General features: G+C 70.7%; 15 protein-coding genes. 6 read left to right on the top strand and 9 right to left on the bottom strand.

Annotated features, from left to right (window positions below; all coding sequences use genetic code 11):
* Positions 1-4: 4 nt before the first annotated feature.
* Entirely contained in the window at positions 5-301 is a 297-nt protein-coding gene (locus ACIBH4_RS00630) for a DUF4235 domain-containing protein (protein ID WP_362508873.1), read from the top strand.
* Between the two features lie 135 nt (positions 302-436).
* Here the strand turns inward: ACIBH4_RS00630 and ACIBH4_RS00625 are convergent, their stop codons facing one another.
* The 5 genes from ACIBH4_RS00625 to ACIBH4_RS00605 form a co-directional block, all read right to left on the bottom strand.
* A complete protein-coding gene (locus ACIBH4_RS00625; RefSeq protein WP_362508876.1) occupies positions 437-1,867 on the bottom strand; it encodes a trehalose-6-phosphate synthase in 1,431 nt (476 codons plus the stop codon).
* 55 nt (positions 1,868-1,922) lie between these two features.
* Positions 1,923-2,843 (bottom strand): hypothetical protein, encoded by a 921-nt coding sequence (locus ACIBH4_RS00620; RefSeq protein WP_362508879.1) that lies wholly within the window; start codon positions 2,841-2,843, stop codon positions 1,923-1,925.
* Between the two features lie 81 nt (positions 2,844-2,924).
* Positions 2,925-3,224 carry a DUF4193 domain-containing protein gene (locus ACIBH4_RS00615; protein ID WP_030914836.1) on the bottom strand — a complete coding sequence of 100 codons (300 nt, stop codon included), beginning with the start codon at positions 3,222-3,224 and terminating at the stop codon, positions 2,925-2,927.
* A 272-nt stretch (positions 3,225-3,496) separates the two neighbouring features.
* Positions 3,497-4,897, bottom strand: a complete 1,401-nt coding sequence (locus ACIBH4_RS00610) for a HAMP domain-containing sensor histidine kinase (RefSeq protein WP_362508883.1) — start codon at positions 4,895-4,897, stop codon at positions 3,497-3,499.
* Positions 4,894-5,547, bottom strand: coding sequence for a response regulator transcription factor (locus ACIBH4_RS00605; protein WP_350946642.1), 654 nt, complete (start codon positions 5,545-5,547; stop codon positions 4,894-4,896). Before ACIBH4_RS00605 ends, ACIBH4_RS00610 begins: the two co-directional genes overlap by 4 nt.
* A gap of 207 nt (positions 5,548-5,754) precedes the next feature.
* On the opposite strand from ACIBH4_RS00605, the gene ACIBH4_RS00600 reads away from it, so the two are divergent.
* A complete protein-coding gene (locus ACIBH4_RS00600; protein WP_350946858.1) occupies positions 5,755-5,937 on the top strand; it encodes a hypothetical protein in 183 nt (60 codons plus the stop codon).
* Positions 5,938-6,037: 100 nt separating this feature from the next.
* Here the strand turns inward: ACIBH4_RS00600 and ACIBH4_RS00595 are convergent, their stop codons facing one another.
* Both ACIBH4_RS00595 and ACIBH4_RS00590 read right to left on the bottom strand, forming a co-directional pair.
* Entirely contained in the window at positions 6,038-6,856 is an 819-nt protein-coding gene (locus ACIBH4_RS00595; protein WP_362508887.1) for an inositol monophosphatase family protein, read from the bottom strand.
* Between the two features lie 161 nt (positions 6,857-7,017).
* Positions 7,018-9,051 (bottom strand): prolyl oligopeptidase family serine peptidase, encoded by a 2,034-nt coding sequence (locus ACIBH4_RS00590; protein WP_362767687.1) that lies wholly within the window; start codon positions 9,049-9,051, stop codon positions 7,018-7,020.
* Between the two features lie 81 nt (positions 9,052-9,132).
* On the opposite strand from ACIBH4_RS00590, the gene ACIBH4_RS00585 reads away from it, so the two are divergent.
* Entirely contained in the window at positions 9,133-10,095 is a 963-nt protein-coding gene (locus ACIBH4_RS00585) for a ferrochelatase (RefSeq protein WP_362508893.1), read from the top strand.
* A 142-nt stretch (positions 10,096-10,237) separates the two neighbouring features.
* Here the strand turns inward: ACIBH4_RS00585 and ACIBH4_RS00580 are convergent, their stop codons facing one another.
* Entirely contained in the window at positions 10,238-11,593 is a 1,356-nt protein-coding gene (locus ACIBH4_RS00580; RefSeq protein WP_362508896.1) for a lytic murein transglycosylase, read from the bottom strand.
* A 125-nt stretch (positions 11,594-11,718) separates the two neighbouring features.
* Here ACIBH4_RS00580 and ACIBH4_RS00575 point away from each other — a divergent pair, with 125 nt between their 5' ends.
* The 3 genes from ACIBH4_RS00575 to sepH all read left to right on the top strand — a co-directional run bounded on the left by ACIBH4_RS00575 (position 11,719) and on the right by sepH (position 16,854).
* On the top strand, positions 11,719-12,915 hold the full coding sequence (locus ACIBH4_RS00575) for an MFS transporter (RefSeq protein ID WP_362508899.1): 1,197 nt from the start codon (positions 11,719-11,721) through the stop codon (positions 12,913-12,915).
* A 136-nt stretch (positions 12,916-13,051) separates the two neighbouring features.
* Positions 13,052-14,365, top strand: coding sequence for a D-arabinono-1,4-lactone oxidase (locus ACIBH4_RS00570; protein ID WP_362767684.1), 1,314 nt, complete (start codon positions 13,052-13,054; stop codon positions 14,363-14,365).
* Positions 14,366-14,958: 593 nt separating this feature from the next.
* A complete protein-coding gene (gene sepH, locus ACIBH4_RS00565; protein WP_362508905.1) occupies positions 14,959-16,854 on the top strand; it encodes a septation protein SepH in 1,896 nt (631 codons plus the stop codon).
* Positions 16,855-17,106: 252 nt separating this feature from the next.
* Here sepH and ACIBH4_RS00560 read toward each other — a convergent pair whose 3' ends face one another.
* On the bottom strand, positions 17,107-18,942 hold the full coding sequence (locus tag ACIBH4_RS00560; RefSeq protein ID WP_362508908.1) for a PH domain-containing protein: 1,836 nt from the start codon (positions 18,940-18,942) through the stop codon (positions 17,107-17,109).
* Positions 18,943-18,960 lie beyond the last annotated feature (18 nt).

Genomic DNA, 18,960 nt, shown 5'->3' with positions numbered 1-18,960 from the left:
CCCTATGGCCGACAAGAGCGAGAAGCAGGACATGGCGTGGAGGGCGATCGGCGGCCTCCTGGGGCTCGCCACCGCGTGGGGGGCGAAGAAGGTCATCGGGTTCGCGTGGGAGAAGACCACCGGTAAGAAGCCTCCCGTCGACAACGAGTCCCTGGAGATCAGCCTCGGCGAGGCGATCGGCTACGCCGTGGTGATGGGGGTCGGCATGCAGGTGACGCAGATCGTGGTCGCCCGCACCGCCAAGAAGCGCTACAACGCCTGGAAGGCCATGAAGGACGCGGCCAAGGACGTCACCACCTGACGGTGAGGCCGTGCCTCGCCGGTGACCCCGGCCGGGGTCACCGGCGTTGCCCCGGTGTTTCAGGACCCGTCGTCCCCGACCGCCGTCAAGGACCCGCCGCGCCGCTCGCCCCGCCCGAGGGCGGCGAGGTCGAGGTCAGGAGGACTCCGAGACTCCGGAGGGTTCCGGTGAGTCCTGGGAGCCGGGTGCGCCGGATGACTCCAGCGAGGTGAGAAACTCCTTGGCCCAGCGGTCCACGTCGTAGGTGGCCACCCTGCGGCGCAGCGACCGCATCCTGCGCGACAGATCGTGCGGGGTGGCCCGCATCGCGGTCAGCATCGTCCGCTTGAGACCGTCGACGTCGTAGGGGTTGACCATGAACGCCTGGCGCAGCTCGTCGGCCGCCCCGGCGAACTCGCTGAGCACCAGCGCGCCACGCAGGTCGTTGCGGCAGGCGATGTACTCCTTGGCGACCAGGTTCATCCCGTCGCGCAGCGGCGTCACCATCATCACGTCCGCCGCGAGATAGAGCGCGGCGAGCTCGTCCCTGCCGTACGACTGGTGCATGTACTGCACGGGTTGCTGGCCGAGTTCCCCCTGCTCCCCGTTGATCCGGCCGACCTGGAGTTCGATCGAGTCGCGCAGCCGTACGTACTCCTCGACCCGTTCCCTGCTCGGCGTGGCGATCTGTACGAACGCCGCCTCGCCCGGCTTGATCGCTCCCTCGGAGAGCAGCTCGCCGAACGCCTTCAGGCGCTGGCCGATGCCCTTGGTGTAGTCGAGCCTGTCGACGCCGAGCAGCAGGCACTCGGGATCACCCAGCTCCGCGCGGATCTCCCTCGCCCTGGAGATGATGTGCGGCTCCCTGACCAGGGAGTCGAGCTCGCCGAAGTCGACGGAGATGGGGAACGCCCCGGCGCGCACCACCCGGTCGCCCACGTAGATCTCGTGCTTGTGGTGCTGGAGGCCGAGCAGGCGGCGGCAGAGCCGGATGAAGTTGGACGCGCCGCCGGGGCGCTGGAACCCCACCATGTCCGCGCCGAGCAGCCCTTCGACGATCTCGCGCCGCCACGGCATCTGGGAGAACAGCTCGACCGGCGGGAAGGGGATGTGCAGGAAGAAGCCGATGCGCAGGTCCGGGCGGAGCTTGCGCAGCATGGCCGGGACCAGCTGGAGCTGGTAGTCCTGGATCCACACGACGGCGTTCTCCGCGGCCTCCTCCGCGGCGGCCTCGGCGAAGCGCTCGTTGACGGTGCGGTAGGCCTCCCAGGTGACCCGGGAGTAGACGGGCGTGGCGACCACGTCGTGGTAGAGCGGCCAGAGGGTGGCGTTGGAGAAGCCCTCGTAGTAGAGCTCGACCTCGGACCTGGAGAGCGGGACGGGGACGAGCTGCATCCCGTCGTGCTCGAAGGGTTCAAGGGTCTCGTCGGGAGCGCCGTGCCAGCCGACCCAGGCCCCCTCCCTGCGCTGCAGGACGGGGGCGATCGCGGTGACGAGGCCGCCGGGGCTACGCCTCCACATGTCCTCCCCGACGCGGTCGACGGGCAGGCGGTTGGCGACGATCACGAATGCGCTGCGGCCCAGCACAAATTCCTCCAGGTAGTCGGGGGCTTACTGAACTAACTACCCGTTTGCGAGGTTTCTATGGCTTACCAGGTGGAAGGGCTCGGTGGACCCTCAGATCGGCCCGTACGACCTCGCCGAGCTTCTTCGTGGCGGCCCGGTTGAGGAACCCTCCGGCCACGGCGCCCGTGAGGAACGGGCCGAAGGTGGTGAGGTGGCGTCCGAGGGTGCGCATCAGCCTGTTGCGCAGGGCCGTCTTCGCCGCGGTGCCCAGGGCGACGGTCATCGTCCCCGGCGCCATGGGGTCGACACCGCGCTGCTTGGACCAGGCCATCGCGAAGGCCATGGCGCGCTGGGAGCCGGTGCCCGGCACCTGGATCCCGTACACCTCGTGGAGTTCGGCGATGAGCTTGACCTCGATCGCGGCCACGACAAGGGTCTCGGCGACGAGCTGGGCGGGGGCGGAGAGCAGGAGAGGGGGAGCTGCGAACTCGGCGGCGGCGACGGCCCCGCCGATCGCCCCGACCGTCATGGTTCCCTTGGTCGCGGTACGTACCAGGTCGTCGGCGAGCGCCTCGGAGGTGAGGCCGCGGTGATGCTCGGAAAGGGTCTGCAGGTCGCGGATGGGGATGCGGGGCGCCACGGCCATGAACACGTCGGTCAGCCAGCGGCCTCGATTCTCTCCCGATGCCTTGGCCCTCTTCGCCCCTCGCGCCAGTGATCTCGTGAGGCGGCCGAGCAGCCTTCGCCGCTCGGCCGCGTCCATGTCGCCCGGCTCGGCGAGCCTGCCGACGATCTCGGCCACTTCTTGATCAGAACCGTCGTCCGCGGCCGCTCCGTGATCGGGACGGCTTTCCGGGGTAGCCCTGCGATCGGGACCGCCTTCCGGGGTCGCCTCCCGCTTGGTCTCGGGGGCCGTTTCGTGATCAGGCGCGCCGTCCGACTCCTCGGCCGTGGAGTCGTCCGGCGCGGCACCGCTCTGCCTGTTCTCTGACGTCATGTCTCGGAACCTCCTCAAGGCTGTCCTGGGGCCCTACCCGTACTTGGAAGAGCACACCTCGGACAGGCCATCGGAATCATCTCAAGCCGCGCATTCCCGGCATATCTGCTGGCCGTTCTTCTCAACGGCGAGTTGACTGCGGTGGTGCACCAGGAAGCAGCGCGCGCAGGTGAACTCGTCGGCCTGACGAGGGATCACCCGAAGCGAGAGTTCCTCGTTCGACAGGTCCGCGCCCGGCAGTTCGAGCGACTCGGCGAGATCCGTCTCGTCGATGTCGATACTGCCCGAGGACTTGTCGGTACGGCGGGCCTGCAGTTCCTGAAGACTGTCCTCACTGAGGTCGTCGTCGGTCTTGCGTGGGCTGTCGTAATCGGTAGCCATCGGTCTGATCCATCCCCCTCATCTATCTGTCTGCGCTGACTCGCGCGTGTGTAACGCTTGGGAGGCACGACTTGTGCCCGATCCGCCAGAGAGATTCCTGCTTCGGTACCCCGCCGGAATGGTCACTGAACCTCCCTACACGTGAGGGACGTACTGCCAATGGCCACGGTTAGCCAAATATGGCGTAAACCACAGCATCGGCGGCATGCACCACCGTGTTCGACGGCACATCCAACCACATGTACGGCGTGAACGAGACGCCCCCCGCCGGATCAACGTGGCTGAAGTCGCACGGTGACCACGAGACCCCCTCCGTCCCTGGGTACGGCGGTCACGTTGCCCCCGTGGGCGCGCACGACCGCGCGCACGATGGAGAGTCCGAGCCCCGCCCCCTTGTCCGAGTCGACCCGGTCGGCATTGAGCCGCCTGAACGGCTCAAAAAGGCTGTTCACCTCGTACGCGGGCACATGCGACCCCGTGTTGGCCACCTGAACAACCAACGCACCCTCCACCATTCCCGTCCTCACCCATAGGCGTCCGGAATCGGAGAGATTGTGCTTTATAGCGTTCTCCACCAGGTTGGCCACGCACCGCTCAAGCAACACCGGATCGCCGACCGTCTCGGCACTGCGAAGCTCCGGGATCACGGTGACCCCGGCCTCCTCGGCCCGCGCGGCGAGCTGTTCGACGACGGTCTCGGCCACGTCCTTCATGTCCACCGGCTTGCGCACGCTCAGCTCGCGCTCGCTGCGGGCGAGCAGCAACAGGCCCTCGATCAGGCGCTCGTTGCGGGCGTTGACCTCCAGGAGCGTGCGGCCCAGCGCCTTCAGGTCGCCCGAGGCCTCCGGATCGCCCAGGGCGATCTCCAGGACCGTCCGGTTGATCGTCAGGGGGGTGCGCAGCTCGTGCGAGGCGTTGGCCACGAATCTTCGTTGTGTGTCGAAGGCCACATTCAGCCTGGTGAGCATCGCGTCGAAGGTGTCGGCCAGCTCCTTCAGCTCGTCGTCGGGGCCCTTGAGGTCGATCCGCTCGTGGGCGAGCGTGGAGCCCGACAGCTTGCGTGCCGTGGCGGTCATCTGCTGGATGGGCTTGAGCGCCCGGTCGGCGACGATGTACCCGATGATGACGGCGAGGATGCCGACCCCCAGCAGGGCGAGCAGCGAGCGGGCCAGCAGTTCCCGCTGCGCCCCGGTGATCGCGACGTGCTGCTGCCAGTACCACTGCCGCTTGATCTCGGCCGCCAACTGCGGCCCCACAAGCCCGTCCAGGTCGGACGGGAAGGGCGGCCACGCCCCGTAGAGCGCCCAGCCCACCAGGAGGTAGATCACGGCCAGCAGGAGGGCGCCGGCCGTGAAGAACAGCACGGCGTAGGTGATGGTGAGCCGCCACCGGATGCTGATCCGGTCGATGATCGACCTCAGCCGCTCCAGCGGGGTCCTCTCCATCGGGGCGGCGCCCGCCGGGGGCGGCCCGTCCCAGGCGGGCGGGCCGGTCGGCGGCGGGGGCCCGTCCGGCTTCCGCTCTCCGGCGGGCCCGGACTCCAGCCGCTCGCTCTTCCAGGCGCCCCGCTCGGAGTGAGGACTGATCATCGGATGGGTCGGCACCGTGTCGCGGTTCTCTCCCACCGGGACGAACGTCGGGCGTTCCTCTCCCCCACCTGCCGGAGCGTTCACAGCTTGTACCCGACCCCTGGCACCGTCTCGATCACCTGGGGCTCGCCCAGTTTCTTCCTCAGCGTCATCATGGTGACGCGCACGACGTTGGTGAACGGGTCGATGTTCTCGTCCCACGCCTTGTCCAGCAGGTCCTCCTGGCTGACGACCGCGCCCTCGGCGCGCATCAGCTCCTCCAGGACCGCGAACTCCTTCTTGGTGAGCGCGACCTCCGCGCCGTCCCTGGTCACCAGCCGCTTGCCCGGATCCAGACGCACCCCGGAGCGCTCGAGCACCGGCGGCAGCGCCGGGGCGGAACGACGGCCGAGCGCCCGCACCCGCGCCACCAGCTCGACGAACACGAAGGGCTTGGCCAGATAGTCGTCGGCCCCCAGCCCCAGCCCCTCCACCTTGTCGTCGACGTCGCCGGAGGCGGTCAGCATGAGGATCCTGGAGGCGGTGCGCGAGGCCACCAGGCGACGGCAGACCTCGTCGCCGTGGACCTTGGGCAGATCCCTGTCCAGGACGATCACGTCGTAGTCGATGTAACCCGTCCGCTCCAGCGCCCCCGCACCGTCGTAGGCCACGTCCACGGCCATCGCCTCGCGCCGGAGCCCGGTCGCGATCGCGTCGGCGAGCACCCGCTCATCCTCGACCACAAGCACTCGCATGGCCTATGGCACCTCCCGTCACATTCCCAGAGCAGCCGCTGGGACGGCCTCCCCATTCTCCCCTCACCACCTGTAAGCACACGGTAAGCCCTTCACAAGAGGGGGCACTCCATGTGATGTCGGAAACACGCAGGTTTAGCGCGTGGTTCACCCTGGGTACAGCCGGTTCCAGTCTCCATAGCGGTATCCTCCGTTCCCCATGAGCCCGTGAGAAAGAAGGTGAAGATGGGCGAGTTCACCGCCACAATCGAACACCGCCTCGACCAGGCATACAAGAACTTGCAGGAGGCCAGGTCCTCCGGCGACGACTACCTCGCCGACACCTTCACCGCCGAGATCGAGGATCTCCGCCGTCTGGCCACAGACAACGGCGTCCCCGTTCAGCGCTGATGGGAGGGAGCCCCCCGGCCGACCGCCGGGGGGCTCTTTCACGCCCTCGCCCGCCCTCTCATCCGTGAGGACGGGCGAGGCGCACGGGCCCTCGTGAAGGTCAGGCGTCGCGTTCCGGGTCGAGCAGGAGCAGCAGGTCGTGCAGCTCCTCGAACAGGCCGGGGGCCGCGCACAGCAGGAGGCCGGGATTGGCCGGCCTGCCCTCGAGCCCGCCGACCCTCGCCCCGGCCTCCGCGGCGATGAGACCGCCGGCCCCGTAGTCCCAGTACTGAGGACCGCGCTCGTAATAGCCGTCCACCCGCCCCGCCGCCACCGAACACAGGTCGGAGGCCGCCGAGCCGCCCCTGCGGATGTCGCGCACGCGCGGCAGCACGTGGCGGAGCACCTCAGCCTGCACCTCTCGCCGCCCGCTCTCGTAGCCGAACCCGGTGGCGATCAGCGCCCGCTCGAGCGGCACCCCGGTGTTGCAGCTCAGCCGCTCTCCGGCCAGCCACGCTCCCCCGCCCTTGACAGCGGTGAACACCTCGCCGCGGGGCACGACGTTGACCGCTCCCGCGATCACCTCGCCGTCCACCTCGACCGCGATGCTGACCGCCCACTCGGGCACCCCGTACAGGAAGTTGACCGTCCCGTCGATCGGGTCGACGATCCAGCGGATCCTGCCCTCGCCGGTGGCGCCGCCCTCCTCGCCGAGGATCGCGTCGTCGGGCCTGACGGCCTTGATCCTGTCTCGGATGAGCTCCTCCGAGGCCCGGTCGAGGGCGGTCACCACGTCGGTGGGGCTGGATTTGGTGACCAGCACCTCGGGCCGGGCCGGTCGCTTGGCCAGCAGCATCTCACCGGCCTCTCTGGCGATCTCCTCCGTCAGCCGCCCGAAGGTCACGGCGCTGTCCACGATCCCCTCACCACTCTCGCTCATTCGGGCGGGTCCTCCTTGACGGGACCCGCCCTCCCCATGCCCGGCCGGACGTACGGCAGTCCTCGCCCGCCCCACCGAAGTCTGGGTCCATCCTCGTCGTTTTCGGTACGGTGGGCGGTCACCGCCCACCGTGCCGTGTTCACGACGGGATCACGACGGGATCACGACAGTGACTCCGGGCGCTTCCACTCGCGTCCGAGGACATGCTGGTCAAGGAAGGCCAGGACTGTTTCATACCAGGCAACCGCATTACCCGGTTTGAGCACCCAGTGGTTCTCGTCGGGGAAGTACAGGAACTTCGACTCCACCTCCGAGCGCTGCAGGTCCCACCACAGGCGCAGCGCCTCCCCGATGGGGACCCGGTAGTCCTTGTCGCCGTGGATGACCAGCATCGGGGTGGAGATGTTCTCCAGTGACCGGTGCGGGGAGAGTTTCGCGTACAGGCCGGTGCCCGGGGAGCCGAACTCCCGCTGCCAGTACATGGACGCGTCGGTGGTCCCCGCGAACTGGTCGAGGTTCCACAGCGAGGCGTGGGTGACGATCGCCCTGAACCTGCCGGTGTGCCCGGCGACCCAGTTGGCCATGTAGCCGCCGAACGAGCCACCCATCGCCGCGGTCCTGGTGGGATCGAGCTCGGGGAGTTCCAGGGCGGCGTCGGTGATCGCCATCAGGTCGGCGTGGGTGCGCGGACCCCAGTCGGCCCAGCCGCGCCGGATCATGTCCGGCCCGTAGCCGGTGGACAGGCACGGATCGGGCAGCAGTACGGCGTACCCGTGCTGGGCCATGATCCACGGGTTCCAGCGCCAGGACCAGTCGTTCCAGCTGCCCAGCGGGCCACCGTGGATCCACAGCAGGAGCGGTGCGGGGTTCTTCGCGGAGGCCTCCTCGGGCAGCACCAGCCAGGCCCTGATCTCCGCGCCGTCGTCGGCGGTCGCGGTGACCTCGGTGAGCGTGCCCGGCAGCTCCAGGTCTGGGACCGGAGAGGCCAGCTTCTCCACGGTCCCGTCCCGCGCCACCCTGACCGGGGCCGCGGGCGCGTCCACGGCCCCGCGCAGCGCGTAGACGGCGCCGTCGGGCGCGACGTTGAGCGAGCTGTAGGCGGCGTTGTCGAGGGTGAGCCGCTCCGGCGCGCCCCCGTCGGCCGGGACGCGGAAGATCGGACGGCGGCCGTGGTCGTCGGCGACCACGAACAGCGAGCGGGAGTCGGGCGCCCAGACCATGTCGGACGGCCAGAGCCCGCCACCCGCCGGGCGCCCCTCCCCGGTGGCCAGGTCGACGATCCACAGGGTGCTCTCGGGGATCCGCTCGGTGTCGGCGTGGTTGTTCCTCACGCAGGCGACCAGACGCCCGTCCGGAGAGATCTTCACCGGCCCGTCGAAGTCGTGGTCGTCCGCGGCGGCCAGGACCCGCCGGGCGCCGCCGTCGGCGGTGTCGATGGCGACCAGTTCGAAGCGGAGCTCGCCCTGCGGCATCGACACGCCCCAGGTCGTCACGACCGTGGAGCCGTCCGGCGCCACGTCGCAGGCGCTGTGGCTCGACAGCGCCTTGCCCGGCTGCGGGGTGAGGTCCCTCACCTCGGTCAGCCGCTCGCCGTCGCCCAGGGTGCCGGCGAACAGCCGCGGCTCTCCGGGTCCGAGATCGTGATCCCAGTAGCGCACCGGGTAGCTCTCGTGCAGGATCGCGCTGATTCCCGCGTCCTTGCGTGTCTTGCGCCGCTCGGCCTCGCCCGCCTCGTCACCGGGGAGCACGTCGGAGCAGAAGACCACGGTCCTGCCGCCGATCGCGAATCCGGCGACGCCTCCTGGCCTGGAGGCGATCTGGCGGGCCTCTCCTCCCGTCGCGGGCAGCAGCCAGAGGGCGGGAACCTCCTCGTCCGCCTCCTTCACGGTCGGGTCGGGACGGCGCGAGGCGAAGAGCAGGTCGCCCTCTCGCGTGAACTCGGCCCCGGTCTCGCCCTTGACGGATCTGGTCAGCCGGTACGGCCGGCGGCCGTCGAGAGGGATCTCCCACAGGGAGGTCCCGTAGGATCTTCCGTCGGGATTAAGCGCCTGCACCACGCTGACCAGGCGCACTCCATCGGGGGATAGCCGCAGGGATGTCACCCGCGGTACGCCGACATAATCGCGGATGTCGTTAAATGGGGTCACGGTTTCGAACTTACCTCGGCGATCGTCTCCGAACACGCCTCCGAACATGCATCCACAAACCTTGTTGATAACGAAGTCCTCAAGGTGACCATGCAAGAGGACACCCCGGCATGCGGTTTGATAAATGCCATGGGGAATTACGACGCGCTTCTCGTCGTCTCGTTCGGGGGGCCCGAGAAACCAGACGATGTCATGCCGTTCCTGGAGAACGTGGTCAGGGGCAGGGGGATCCCGCGCGAGCGGCTGCTGGAGGTCGAGGCGCACTACCAGCGCTTCGGCGGCGCCAGCCCGATCAACCAGCAGTGCCGTGACCTGATCGCGGCCGTGGAGCCGACGATCGACCTTCCGGTCTACTGGGGCAACCGCAACTGGCATCCCTACCTGGAGGACACGCTTCGCCAGATGGCCTCGGACGGGGTGCGCAGGGCCGCGGCCTTCGTCACCGCCGCCTACAGCTCGTACTCGGCCTGCCGTCAGTACATCGACGACATCGCGCTCGCCAGGGCCGCGGTCGAGGGTGCCCCGGAGGTCGTCAAACTCCGGCACTACTTCGACCATCCCGGGTTCGTCGCGGCGATGGCCGACCACACCCGTGAGGCCCTGGACCGGCTGCCCGCCGAGCTCAGGGATCCCGCGCGGCTGGTCTTCACCGCCCACAGCATCCCGACCTCGATGGCCGCGACAGCCGGTCCAGGCGGCGGCGCGTACGAGGCGCAGCTGCGCCGGGCCGCGGCGCTGGTCACCGCCGAGGTGGGCGGCGGCAGAGAGTGGGACCTGGTCTGGCAGAGCCGGAGCGGTGCCCCGCACATCCCGTGGCTGGAACCCGACGTCTGCGACCACCTGCTCGCGGTCGACGCCCCCGCGGTCGTGCTGGTGCCGATCGGCTTCGTCTCCGACCACATGGAGGTCGTCTACGACCTCGACGTGGAGGCTGCGGAGACGGCGAAGAAGATCGGCCTGCCGCTGGTCAGGGCCACCACGGCCGGGACCCACCCGCGCTTCGTCTCGATGGTCGGGGAGCTGCTCGCCGAGCCGGAGCCGGTAGCGTGCGCGGCCACCTGCTGCCCGGCCCCGCCGCGCCGCCGCGGGTAGCCGCGAGGGCGCGGGCGCGAGCCGATCGCGGACGGCCGCGAAACCCCGAAGATCACCGGTGCGGGCCTCCACGGGATGGCCGACGATCACGGGCGTGGACGTCCGCGGGGCCGCGGCCGGTCACGGGTGCCTCGCCGGGGCCTCAGGGGTAGGCGGCGGCGTAGCCGCGGGAGATGCCCATGACCTTGGCGACGTACGACCAGGAGTGGTTGTAGAACCAGATGGCCTTCTCCAGTTTCTTGCCGCCCTTGCCCGCCCCGTTGGCGCACAGGTAGTTGGCCGCGCCGGGGACCGCGTCGTACGGGTTCCAGATGTCGGCGACGCCGTCACCGTCTCCGTCCACGCCGTAGGCCTTCCAGGTCGCGGGCATGAACTGCATCGGTCCCAGCGCGCCCGCGGAGGAGGGGCCGTTGTTTCGCCCGTGTGAGCTCTCCACCTGGCCGATCGCGGCCAGGACCGTCCAGGAGAGCCCCGGGCAGACCTCGGCCGCCTTGCGGTAGAGCTCCAGGTAGCTGCCTGGCCTGCCGACCGTGACCTGCCGCACCTTGCCGGTTCCCGCCGTCTTGGCGCCGGCGGCCTTCGCGGCGGGCTCGCGGGCGGCCTTCCGGGCACCGCCGACGGCGACCACCTGGGAACCCGGGCTCAGCAGCCTGCCCACCCGTGTCCTGAGGACGGTGGAGGCCTTCTCGGGGCCGTGCACGAGCAGCGCCACACCGGGCAGCAGACCCAGCCTGCGGCCGGTCTCCTCCCCTACGATGCCGTCCACGCCGGGCAGGCCGAACGAGGCGGAGGCCGCGGCCCGCAGCCGGGGACCGCCGTCCACCTGGTACTCCGAGCCGAGGACCAGGCCGAGGCGGCGCGCCGCCGAGTTGTCGGCGACGAGCTCCCCCTTGGCGAGGGCGTCCCAGATCCCCTGCTGGTCGGCGACGATCCTGGGTGCCCACGTGCGAAAGCGGGCGGGGTCGACGGCGATGAGGTTGAGCCCGATCCCGGACACCTTGACCGCCCCGCCGTCGAAGGAGTCGATCTTCTGGACGTACTTGAGCCGGGAGATGTCCTCCTTGGTCTGCTCGGTCAGCGTCGAGGGGGAGATGACCAGCAGCCGAGGCGGGGTGAGGGTGAGACCGGAGGCGCCCGTCGCACCCGGCTCGGGGGCGGAACTCTGTCCGCCTCCCGTCCCCTGGGAGACGGGGTCGCGCGGGGCCTGATCGTCCCCCACGGGAGCGGCCGGGCTCGCCGGGCCGGGATCCGCCGGGCTCACCGGGCTCGTCGGATCGGGGTCCGCCGGGCTCACCGGGATCGCGGGAGGGCTCGCCACCGGCGCGATCGCCGCCAGGTCGCGGACGCGGGACTCCACCACGGCGCTTCCCGCCGAAGTGGCGGGGGTGGCGGGGCGACCGGCGTTGATCATCGCGAGAGCGACGCCGCCGAGGGCGAGGAGAGCGGTCATGGCGACCACTACTGGGACAAACAACCGCAACCCGGGAAGACGTGACACCGCGCTCACGTTAGCTCCAACGGACCGCTCCGTGAGCCATTGCCTGGAAAATCACTTGCCGACCGGCGGTTCTGTGCGAAATCGTCGGCATGTTCCACGCACGGAGATCAGCAAGGGGATTATCGGTGGTCGGGCCGTACAGAGGGCTCTTCAGCATGCCCGGCGCCAAGGGGTTCGTCATCGCCGGGTTCTTCGGGCGGATGCCCATGTCGATGCTCGGCATCGGCATCGTGCTGCTCATCAAAGAACTCACCGGCTCCTACGCGACGGCGGGCGCGGTCGCGGCCACCGTCAGCGTCTCCTTCGCCGTCGCGGCCCCGCTGTCGGGACGCCTGGTGGACAGGTTCGGCCAGGCCAGAATAGTCATCCCGTTCACGCTCGCGCACGGCGCCACGCTGACCGCGATGATGCTCTGCGCCGAGTACGGTGCTCCTCTCTGGACGCTCTTCGCCACCGGCGTCATGGTCGGCGCGACCGCGCTGTCGCTCGGCTCGCTCGTGCGCGCCCGCTGGTCGCACCTGCTGTCCGGGTCGGGGAGGCTGCACACGGCGTTCTCCTTCGAGTCGGTCGCCGACGAGATCATCTTCGTCGCGGGCCCGGCGCTGGTCACCGCCCTGGCCACCATGATCAACCCGTACGCGGGCCTGATCGTGGCTCTGACCTGCACGGTCTTGGGCACCATCGCCTTCGCCCTGCAGCGCGGCACGGAGCCGCCCATCCGCCGCAGGGAGGCGCGCTCCGGCACCCCGATCACCATTCCCGGCGTGGCCCTGATGTCGTGCGCCTTCCTCGCGATGGGTGCGGTGTTCGGCTCGGTCGACCTGATCACGGTCGCGTTCGCCGAGGAGCGGGGTTCCAGGGCCGCGGCCGGGCTGCTGCTCGCCTCGTTCGCCGGCGGGAGCCTCGTCTCCGGCCTCTGGTACGGCGCACGGCAGTGGAGCATCCCGCTGAGCAGCAGGTTCGTCCGCTCGCTCGCGGCGTTCGCGGCCGGCCTCACCCCGATCATGCTCATCGGCGACATCAGGGTCATGGCGGGCGCGCTGTTCCTGGCCGGGCTGGCCATCTCCCCGACCGTCATCACCGGCTACAGCCTGACCGAGCAGCTGGTCCCGGCCGGCCTGCTCACCGAGGGCATGGCGTGGATCTCGACGTCGGTCGGGTTCGGCGTGGCGATCGGCGCGTGGGCGGGGGGCAGGCTCACCGACACGTTCGGCGCCTCCAACGCCTACGGGTTCTCCTTCGCCTGCGCCCTGCTCGCCGTCGCGGTCGGCGTCGGCGGCTCCGCCTGGCTGCGAACCCCTGTCGCCCAGCAACAATCGTGAGTATCGTTCATATTCGCTGGAGAAGCACGCGAACACGAACCGGTGACGGCCCACCTGACCGTGGGCGGGACTCCCCCGCGAGCGGGGCGTCGGCGCCCCCGGACGGCGGGGTGCCGCCCGCCGGGCAGGAGTGAACATGGGCGAGACCTTCCGCAACTGGGCCCGCAACCAGGCCGTCACCCCCGCGGAGGTCCGGGCGCCCTCCTCGGCCGAGGAGGTCTCGCGGGCCGTGCGGGACGCGACCGCGGCGGGCCGCCGGGTGCGCATGACCGGCAGCGGCCACTCGTTCACCGCGGTGGCGCTCACCGACGGCCTCCTGCTGCGGCCCGACGCGCTGACCGGGATCCGCGAGACCGGGGACGGCTGGGTGACGGCCGAGGCCGGGACGACGATCGGCGCGCTCAACCGGGAGCTGCACCGGATGGGCCTCGCCCTCGCCAACATGGGCGACATCGACGCCCATACCGTGGCAGGGGCGATCCAGACCGGCACCCACGGCACCGGCAGGGACGTCGGCGGGCTCGCCGACCAGGTGCTGGCGCTGGAGATGGTGCTCGCCGACGGCGAGATCGTCACGGTCCGCGGCGACGGCGAGGGGAAGATCCGGGGGGTGGCCGAGCGGGACCTGTTCGACGCCGCCAGGGTGAGCCTGGGCGCGCTCGGCGTGGTGACCGCGGTGACCTTCCGGGTCGAGCCGGCCTTCCTGCTGCGCAGCGTGCGGGAGCCGATGGCGCTGACCTCGATCCTCGACTCCCTGGAGGCGCTCGTCACCGGCAACGAGCACCTGGACTTCTTCTGGCTGCCGCACACCGACACCTGCCTGACCAAGCGCAACAACCGCAGCCCCGGACCGGCCAGGCCGCCGAGCGCGCTGAAGTACTGGCTCGACAACCACCTCATGGAGAACACCCTGTTCGGCGCGGTGTGCGGCGTCGGCGGACGCTACCCGCGCGCCATCCCCCGGCTCAACGCGCTCTCGGCCGCGACGCTCTCGGCCTCGTCCTGTGTCGACGCCTCGCACAAGATCTTCACGAGCGTGCGGGAGGTGCGCTTTCTGGAGATGGAGTACGCCATCGCGCGCGAGCACCTCGGCCAGGCCCTCCACGAGGTTCGTGACCTGGTGGAACGGCGAGATTGGAAGATCAGCTTTCCCGTCGAGGTGCGGGTCACCCCGGCCTCGGACGCCTGGCTGTCCACCGCCTACGGCAGGGACTCGGCCTATGTCGCCTGCCACGTCTACCGGCCGACTCCAAACCCCGCCTACTTCGAGGGCGTCGAGGAGATCATGACCAGGCTCGGCGGCCGCCCGCACTGGGGCAAGCTGCACACCCGTGACGCGTCCTACCTGGCCGCGGCCTATCCCCGATTCGGTGACTTCCTCGCGATACGCGACACCCTCGACCCGGGGCGCGCCTTTTCCAACGACCATCTCGACACCGTGCTGGGGTGACCTGCCCCGGACCTCTCGCGGCCGTACGGCCGTCGGCCCGGCACCGTTCCCCCCAATCGGCCGCTTCTCTCCGGCTTTCGGTAAAGGATGTCGCAAAGGCTCGCTCGAAGAGTGACGCGTCCGCGTGTCCCGTCGTTCCCCTGAGGCGTACGAGGGGCAGATTCGCAGACACCCGCGCCGCTCGACCCCGAGGGAGTCCGCCGGAGATGACCTTCTCCCGCCGTCCATGCCAGCCGCCGCCGCGTCCCGTCGTCACGGAGCGCGACGACCGGCTCCCGCACAACACCGCAATCGCGGCATATCCCACCCGAACCGGCGGACCGGCCTCACCGCCATCTCCCGGTTCTTGGTGGAAGTCCGCAGCGGTTCCCGGAGTTATCCGTGAGAATCCCTTGAGGACCCGGAAGTCGCTGCTCCAGACCGGTGCCCTGTAATAGATGAATGGAGCAAATGTGACCGGCGTCACATCGCTGCGAGCCCCATCCAGGAAGGCGATGTTCGGACATGCCGGGTACGGTGCTGGCAGGCAACCGGCACACGCGAGAGACTCAAGGGTCCGGGGGAAGATTGAGCACGACGACGAAGGGACTCGCATGCAGGAGCTCCGACTCGTCGCGGTGAGTGAGGACGGGACCTATCTCGTGCTGGCGACAGCCGGCCGGGGTACCCGGTTCACGCTGCCCGTCGACGACCGGCTCCGTGCTGCCGTCCGCGGCAACTTCTCCCGTCTCGGCCAGTACGAGATCGAAGTGGAGAGTCCGTTGCGCCCCAAGGAGATCCAGGCCCGGATCCGTGCCGGCGAGACCGCGGAGGAGATCGCCAACACGGCGGGCATCCCGGTCGAGCGCGTGCGGTGGTTCGAGGGCCCCGTGCTCCAGGAACGTGAGTACATGGCACAGCAGGCGCAGCGCTGCGCCGTACGCCTGCCGGGCGACTCCGCTCCAGGTCCCACCCTCGGCGACCTGGTCGCCGAGCGGCTGACCCGCCGAGGCGTCCCCGCCGACGAGATCGAGTGGGATTCGGCCAAGCGGGACGACAACATGTGGCGCATCAAGCTCGGATTCGTGTGGAACGGCCACACGCGCAACGCCGAGTGGCTCTTCGACCCGCGCCGGCGCCACATCACGCCCCACGACGACGAGGCGCTGCGACTGTCCAGCGGCGAGGACGTCGAGCCGTTCGCGGACACCACGGTCACGCCGTTCGTCCCGCGCGTGGCCAAGCTCGCTCCGGTGCCGTCGCTGGCGCCGGAGCCGCTGAACCAGCCTCCGGTGGCCTTCCCCTCGGTTCTGCGGCACGAGACCCCGGCCCAGCCCCGGCCCGCCTACGCGCAGGCCGATCCCACCGTCTCCCCGGCATCCCCGACACCTCAGGCGCCTCAGGCATCCCCCTCGCCCGCGGCCCCTGCCCTGCCCTCGGCGTCCCCTGCCGCCTATCAGCAGCCGCCCATGCCCCCGCTCCCCGCCGGATACGAGGCTCCAAGGGTGTCGGTGCCGCCGCTGCGCGCTCCCGACCCTGCCGGATACCAGCAGGAAAGGGCGCCGGAGCCCACGGCCCAGGACTCCGACCCCGTCACACGGGTCAAGCCTCCCGAGCCCGTGCTGCCCGAGCCTCCCGCTCCGTACCCGGCTCCGTACGAGCCGGTCGCGCCGGCTTCGTACGAGCCGCTTTCCTCTCCGGAGCCGGAGCCCCCGGCACCCGTCGCGCCACGGCCCGCCGTCACCTCCCAGCCCTCCGTGACGGCGTCCGAGCCGTCTACGGCGACCACGCCGGAGCAGGCGACCACCGCGCGCGGATCCGCCGCCGCGCGGGGAGACCTCCTTCCCCAGGGGCCCGAGGAAGCGATTCCGGGGCAGGACGGTGCGGCCGGGCCCTCCGCGGCCGCCGAGGCCGAGCGGGCTCCGGAGACGGCGAAGGAGTCGCAGGTCACGCCGCCTCCGGAGGCGGCGAAGGCTCCGGAGGCCACGAAGGCCGAAGAGACCGAGGGGGCCGCGAAGGCTCCGGAGGCCCCCAAGAGCACCGAGAGCACCGAGAGCGCGAACCCCCCGCCTCCCGCCGCGGCCGCGCCGGAACCGGCCGCGACCGCTCCGGCCGATGCCCTGTCCGACCTCGCCGACCAGCGCTCCCCCGAGACCGGCAAGGCCACCGAGCAGGCTCCCGCGGAAGCGGAGAGGACCGTCGCGGAGAAGGAGACCCCCGCCTCCGAACCCGTTTCCGAGACCGGAGCGGCCCAGGAGGGTTCGATAGCCGTACCCGCGGCGCGCGTCAGCGTGGACAAGCGGGCCAAGACCACGCCTGGCAGGCAAGAGACACAGGGGGACACGGGGGCGATGCAGGAGACCAAGGCCGACAAGCCCGCCGCGGAGAAGCCCGCGGAGCCGCCGAAGCCCGCTCCGGCTCCGGCTCGGCCCGCCAAGAAGTCCAGGGGGCGGCGCGCGTCCGTGCCCACCTGGGACGAGATCATGTTCGGCGCCCGCCGCCAGGACTGAACCGCACCGCACCAGGCGGGGGTGACCGGGGTTCCCGGTCACCCCCGTCTCGTCGTCGCCGGCCCTGGGCGCGAGGGGCCGTCCACGACCTCGGCGGACCCAGAACGTGAGATGCGTGAGGCCGCCCCCACGACCTCGACGATCGTGGACATGAGGGTGTGCGGAGTCCCCGAGAGGTGGGCACCCTGGGTTTCGGCGCCGCGAGGCCCCGGCCTGCCGCAAGAACGAGGAGGCCTCAGAAAGGCGCACCCCTCAGGGCGAGAGCCGCCCGCCGGGCGCGGAGGGCTCCGGACTGCCGGAGGTCCCCGGAGTCGCGGGCGCGTGCGGGATGAGGAACGGGGCGAGCCAGGCGGGAGTGACCTCGACGGCGAAGGCCGGTCCCTCCGCCTCGCCGACGTCGATGGCCGCGTAGCCACCGGTGCCCGCCCCCACGCCCGCGATCACGGTCAGCAGACCGGCGCGACGCTGGAACCAGGTCTGCCTCAGGGTCCAGCCGACCACGGCCCGCTGCTCCACCACCGCCTGGGAACGCCGCAGCGACCCCGACCGGACCGACAGACGGCTCCCGTCGTACGTGTGTCCGAGGGAACGGTAGCGATCGAGACCGAGCGGGACGCCCAGCAGCGCGAGAAGCAGGGCCGGCACCGCGAGCGCCCACCAGAACCCGGACCACGTCCAGGCGGCCGTCACCGCACACGTGGCGATCACCAGCCACGGGAAGATCGCCCTGAACAGCCTGCGCCTGCGCGCCGCCGGCGGGTGTGGCCGCAGCCCTGAGGCGATCGGGCCGATCGCCTCGCCCACCACCTCGAGCACGGTGTCCCTCGGGGCCACGGGCATCAGCTGGCCCCTGGTCTCCGAGTCGCCGAGACCGGTCACGATCGCCCACGCGCGGCCCAGCCCCGCCCAGCGCTCGGCCGGCCCCTCGACGAACTCGAACCCCCGCACCCTGCGCCGCTCCAGGGAGACGTTCCTGTGCGTGACCAGACCGCGCCCGGCGATCAGGTATCCGTCGGCGGCGCGGAGGGTGAAGTTCCAGTTGAACACCGCGTACATGATCGCGGCGATCACCGGCATCGCCAGGAACAGCAGGATCAGGGCCGCGACGAGCAGGAGCGGATGCCCCCAGAGCCACTCCCCGAAGTCCAGCACGACCCGTCTGTCGACTCTGAGCTCGCTGCCCCACTGGAACGCCGCGCCCACGGCACCGGCCACCAGTGCGAAGGGGGTGAGCAGGTAGGCGCCGGAGAGAGGGCCGTACACGAGCCACTTCCTCGGCATCACGAAGAACACCCGCTCGGGGGTCGTGTCGCCCACCTCGTGGCGGGTGGAGGATCCGGCGGACTCCTCCCGCGCCCCGACGGGCATACCGGATGAATCGGGCGCACCGGCCGCGAGCTCATCGGAGCCGGAGGCGGCACCGGCCACCGGCGCCGCTCCACGCGCCTGGACGCGTCTCGCCGTCCGGGCACGGGCGTGCCAGAGCAGCACGGCCTTGAGCCGCTCCCCCTCCTCGACGGTGACCCCGTCGAGTTCGCCCTCCTGCTTCTCGTCGCCGCTCGCGCCGGTGTCGATCCTGAGAACGGCGATGCCGAGCAGGCGGTGCAGCGGCGGGGCGCTGACGTCGACGCCACGGATCCGCTCCAGAGGGATCGTCCGCACCGACCTGCTGATCAGTGACCGGGTGAGCTCCAGCCGGTCACCGACGATCTGGTAGGTGAAGGTGAGCCAGCGCGCGGCCGCGAACACGACGGAGCCGACGACCGCCGTCCCGGCCCACCCGAAGGATCCCAGGGAGAAGCCGCCGAGGAACAGGAGACCGGCGAGTGGCAGGAGCAGCGAGGGCAGCATCCGGATCGGATCGGTCAGCAGGACCTTCGGGCTGAGCCTCAGAGGTCTCTCCGTCGGCGGGCCTCCCGGTCCGGCTCCCGGTCCGGCCATGTCGCCGCCCGGCCCGCGCGGGAAACCCGGGCCGCCGCCGGCCCAGCCGTGCGGGGCACCCCCCTGGACGTGCGGGACATCCGGCCCGGCACCGTCTCGGCCAGGTGGGACGCCTGCCACGCAGGCGTCCATGCCACCGTCGGGCACACGTGGATGCTCCGGTCC

Origin of the sequence: Streptosporangium sp. NPDC050284 (genome assembly GCF_044459525.1) — a bacterium.
Lineage (GTDB): Bacteria > Actinomycetota > Actinomycetes > Streptosporangiales > Streptosporangiaceae > Streptosporangium.
Note: the sequence above shows the minus strand (reverse complement) of the source record. Positions and strands in the feature narration are given on the sequence as shown.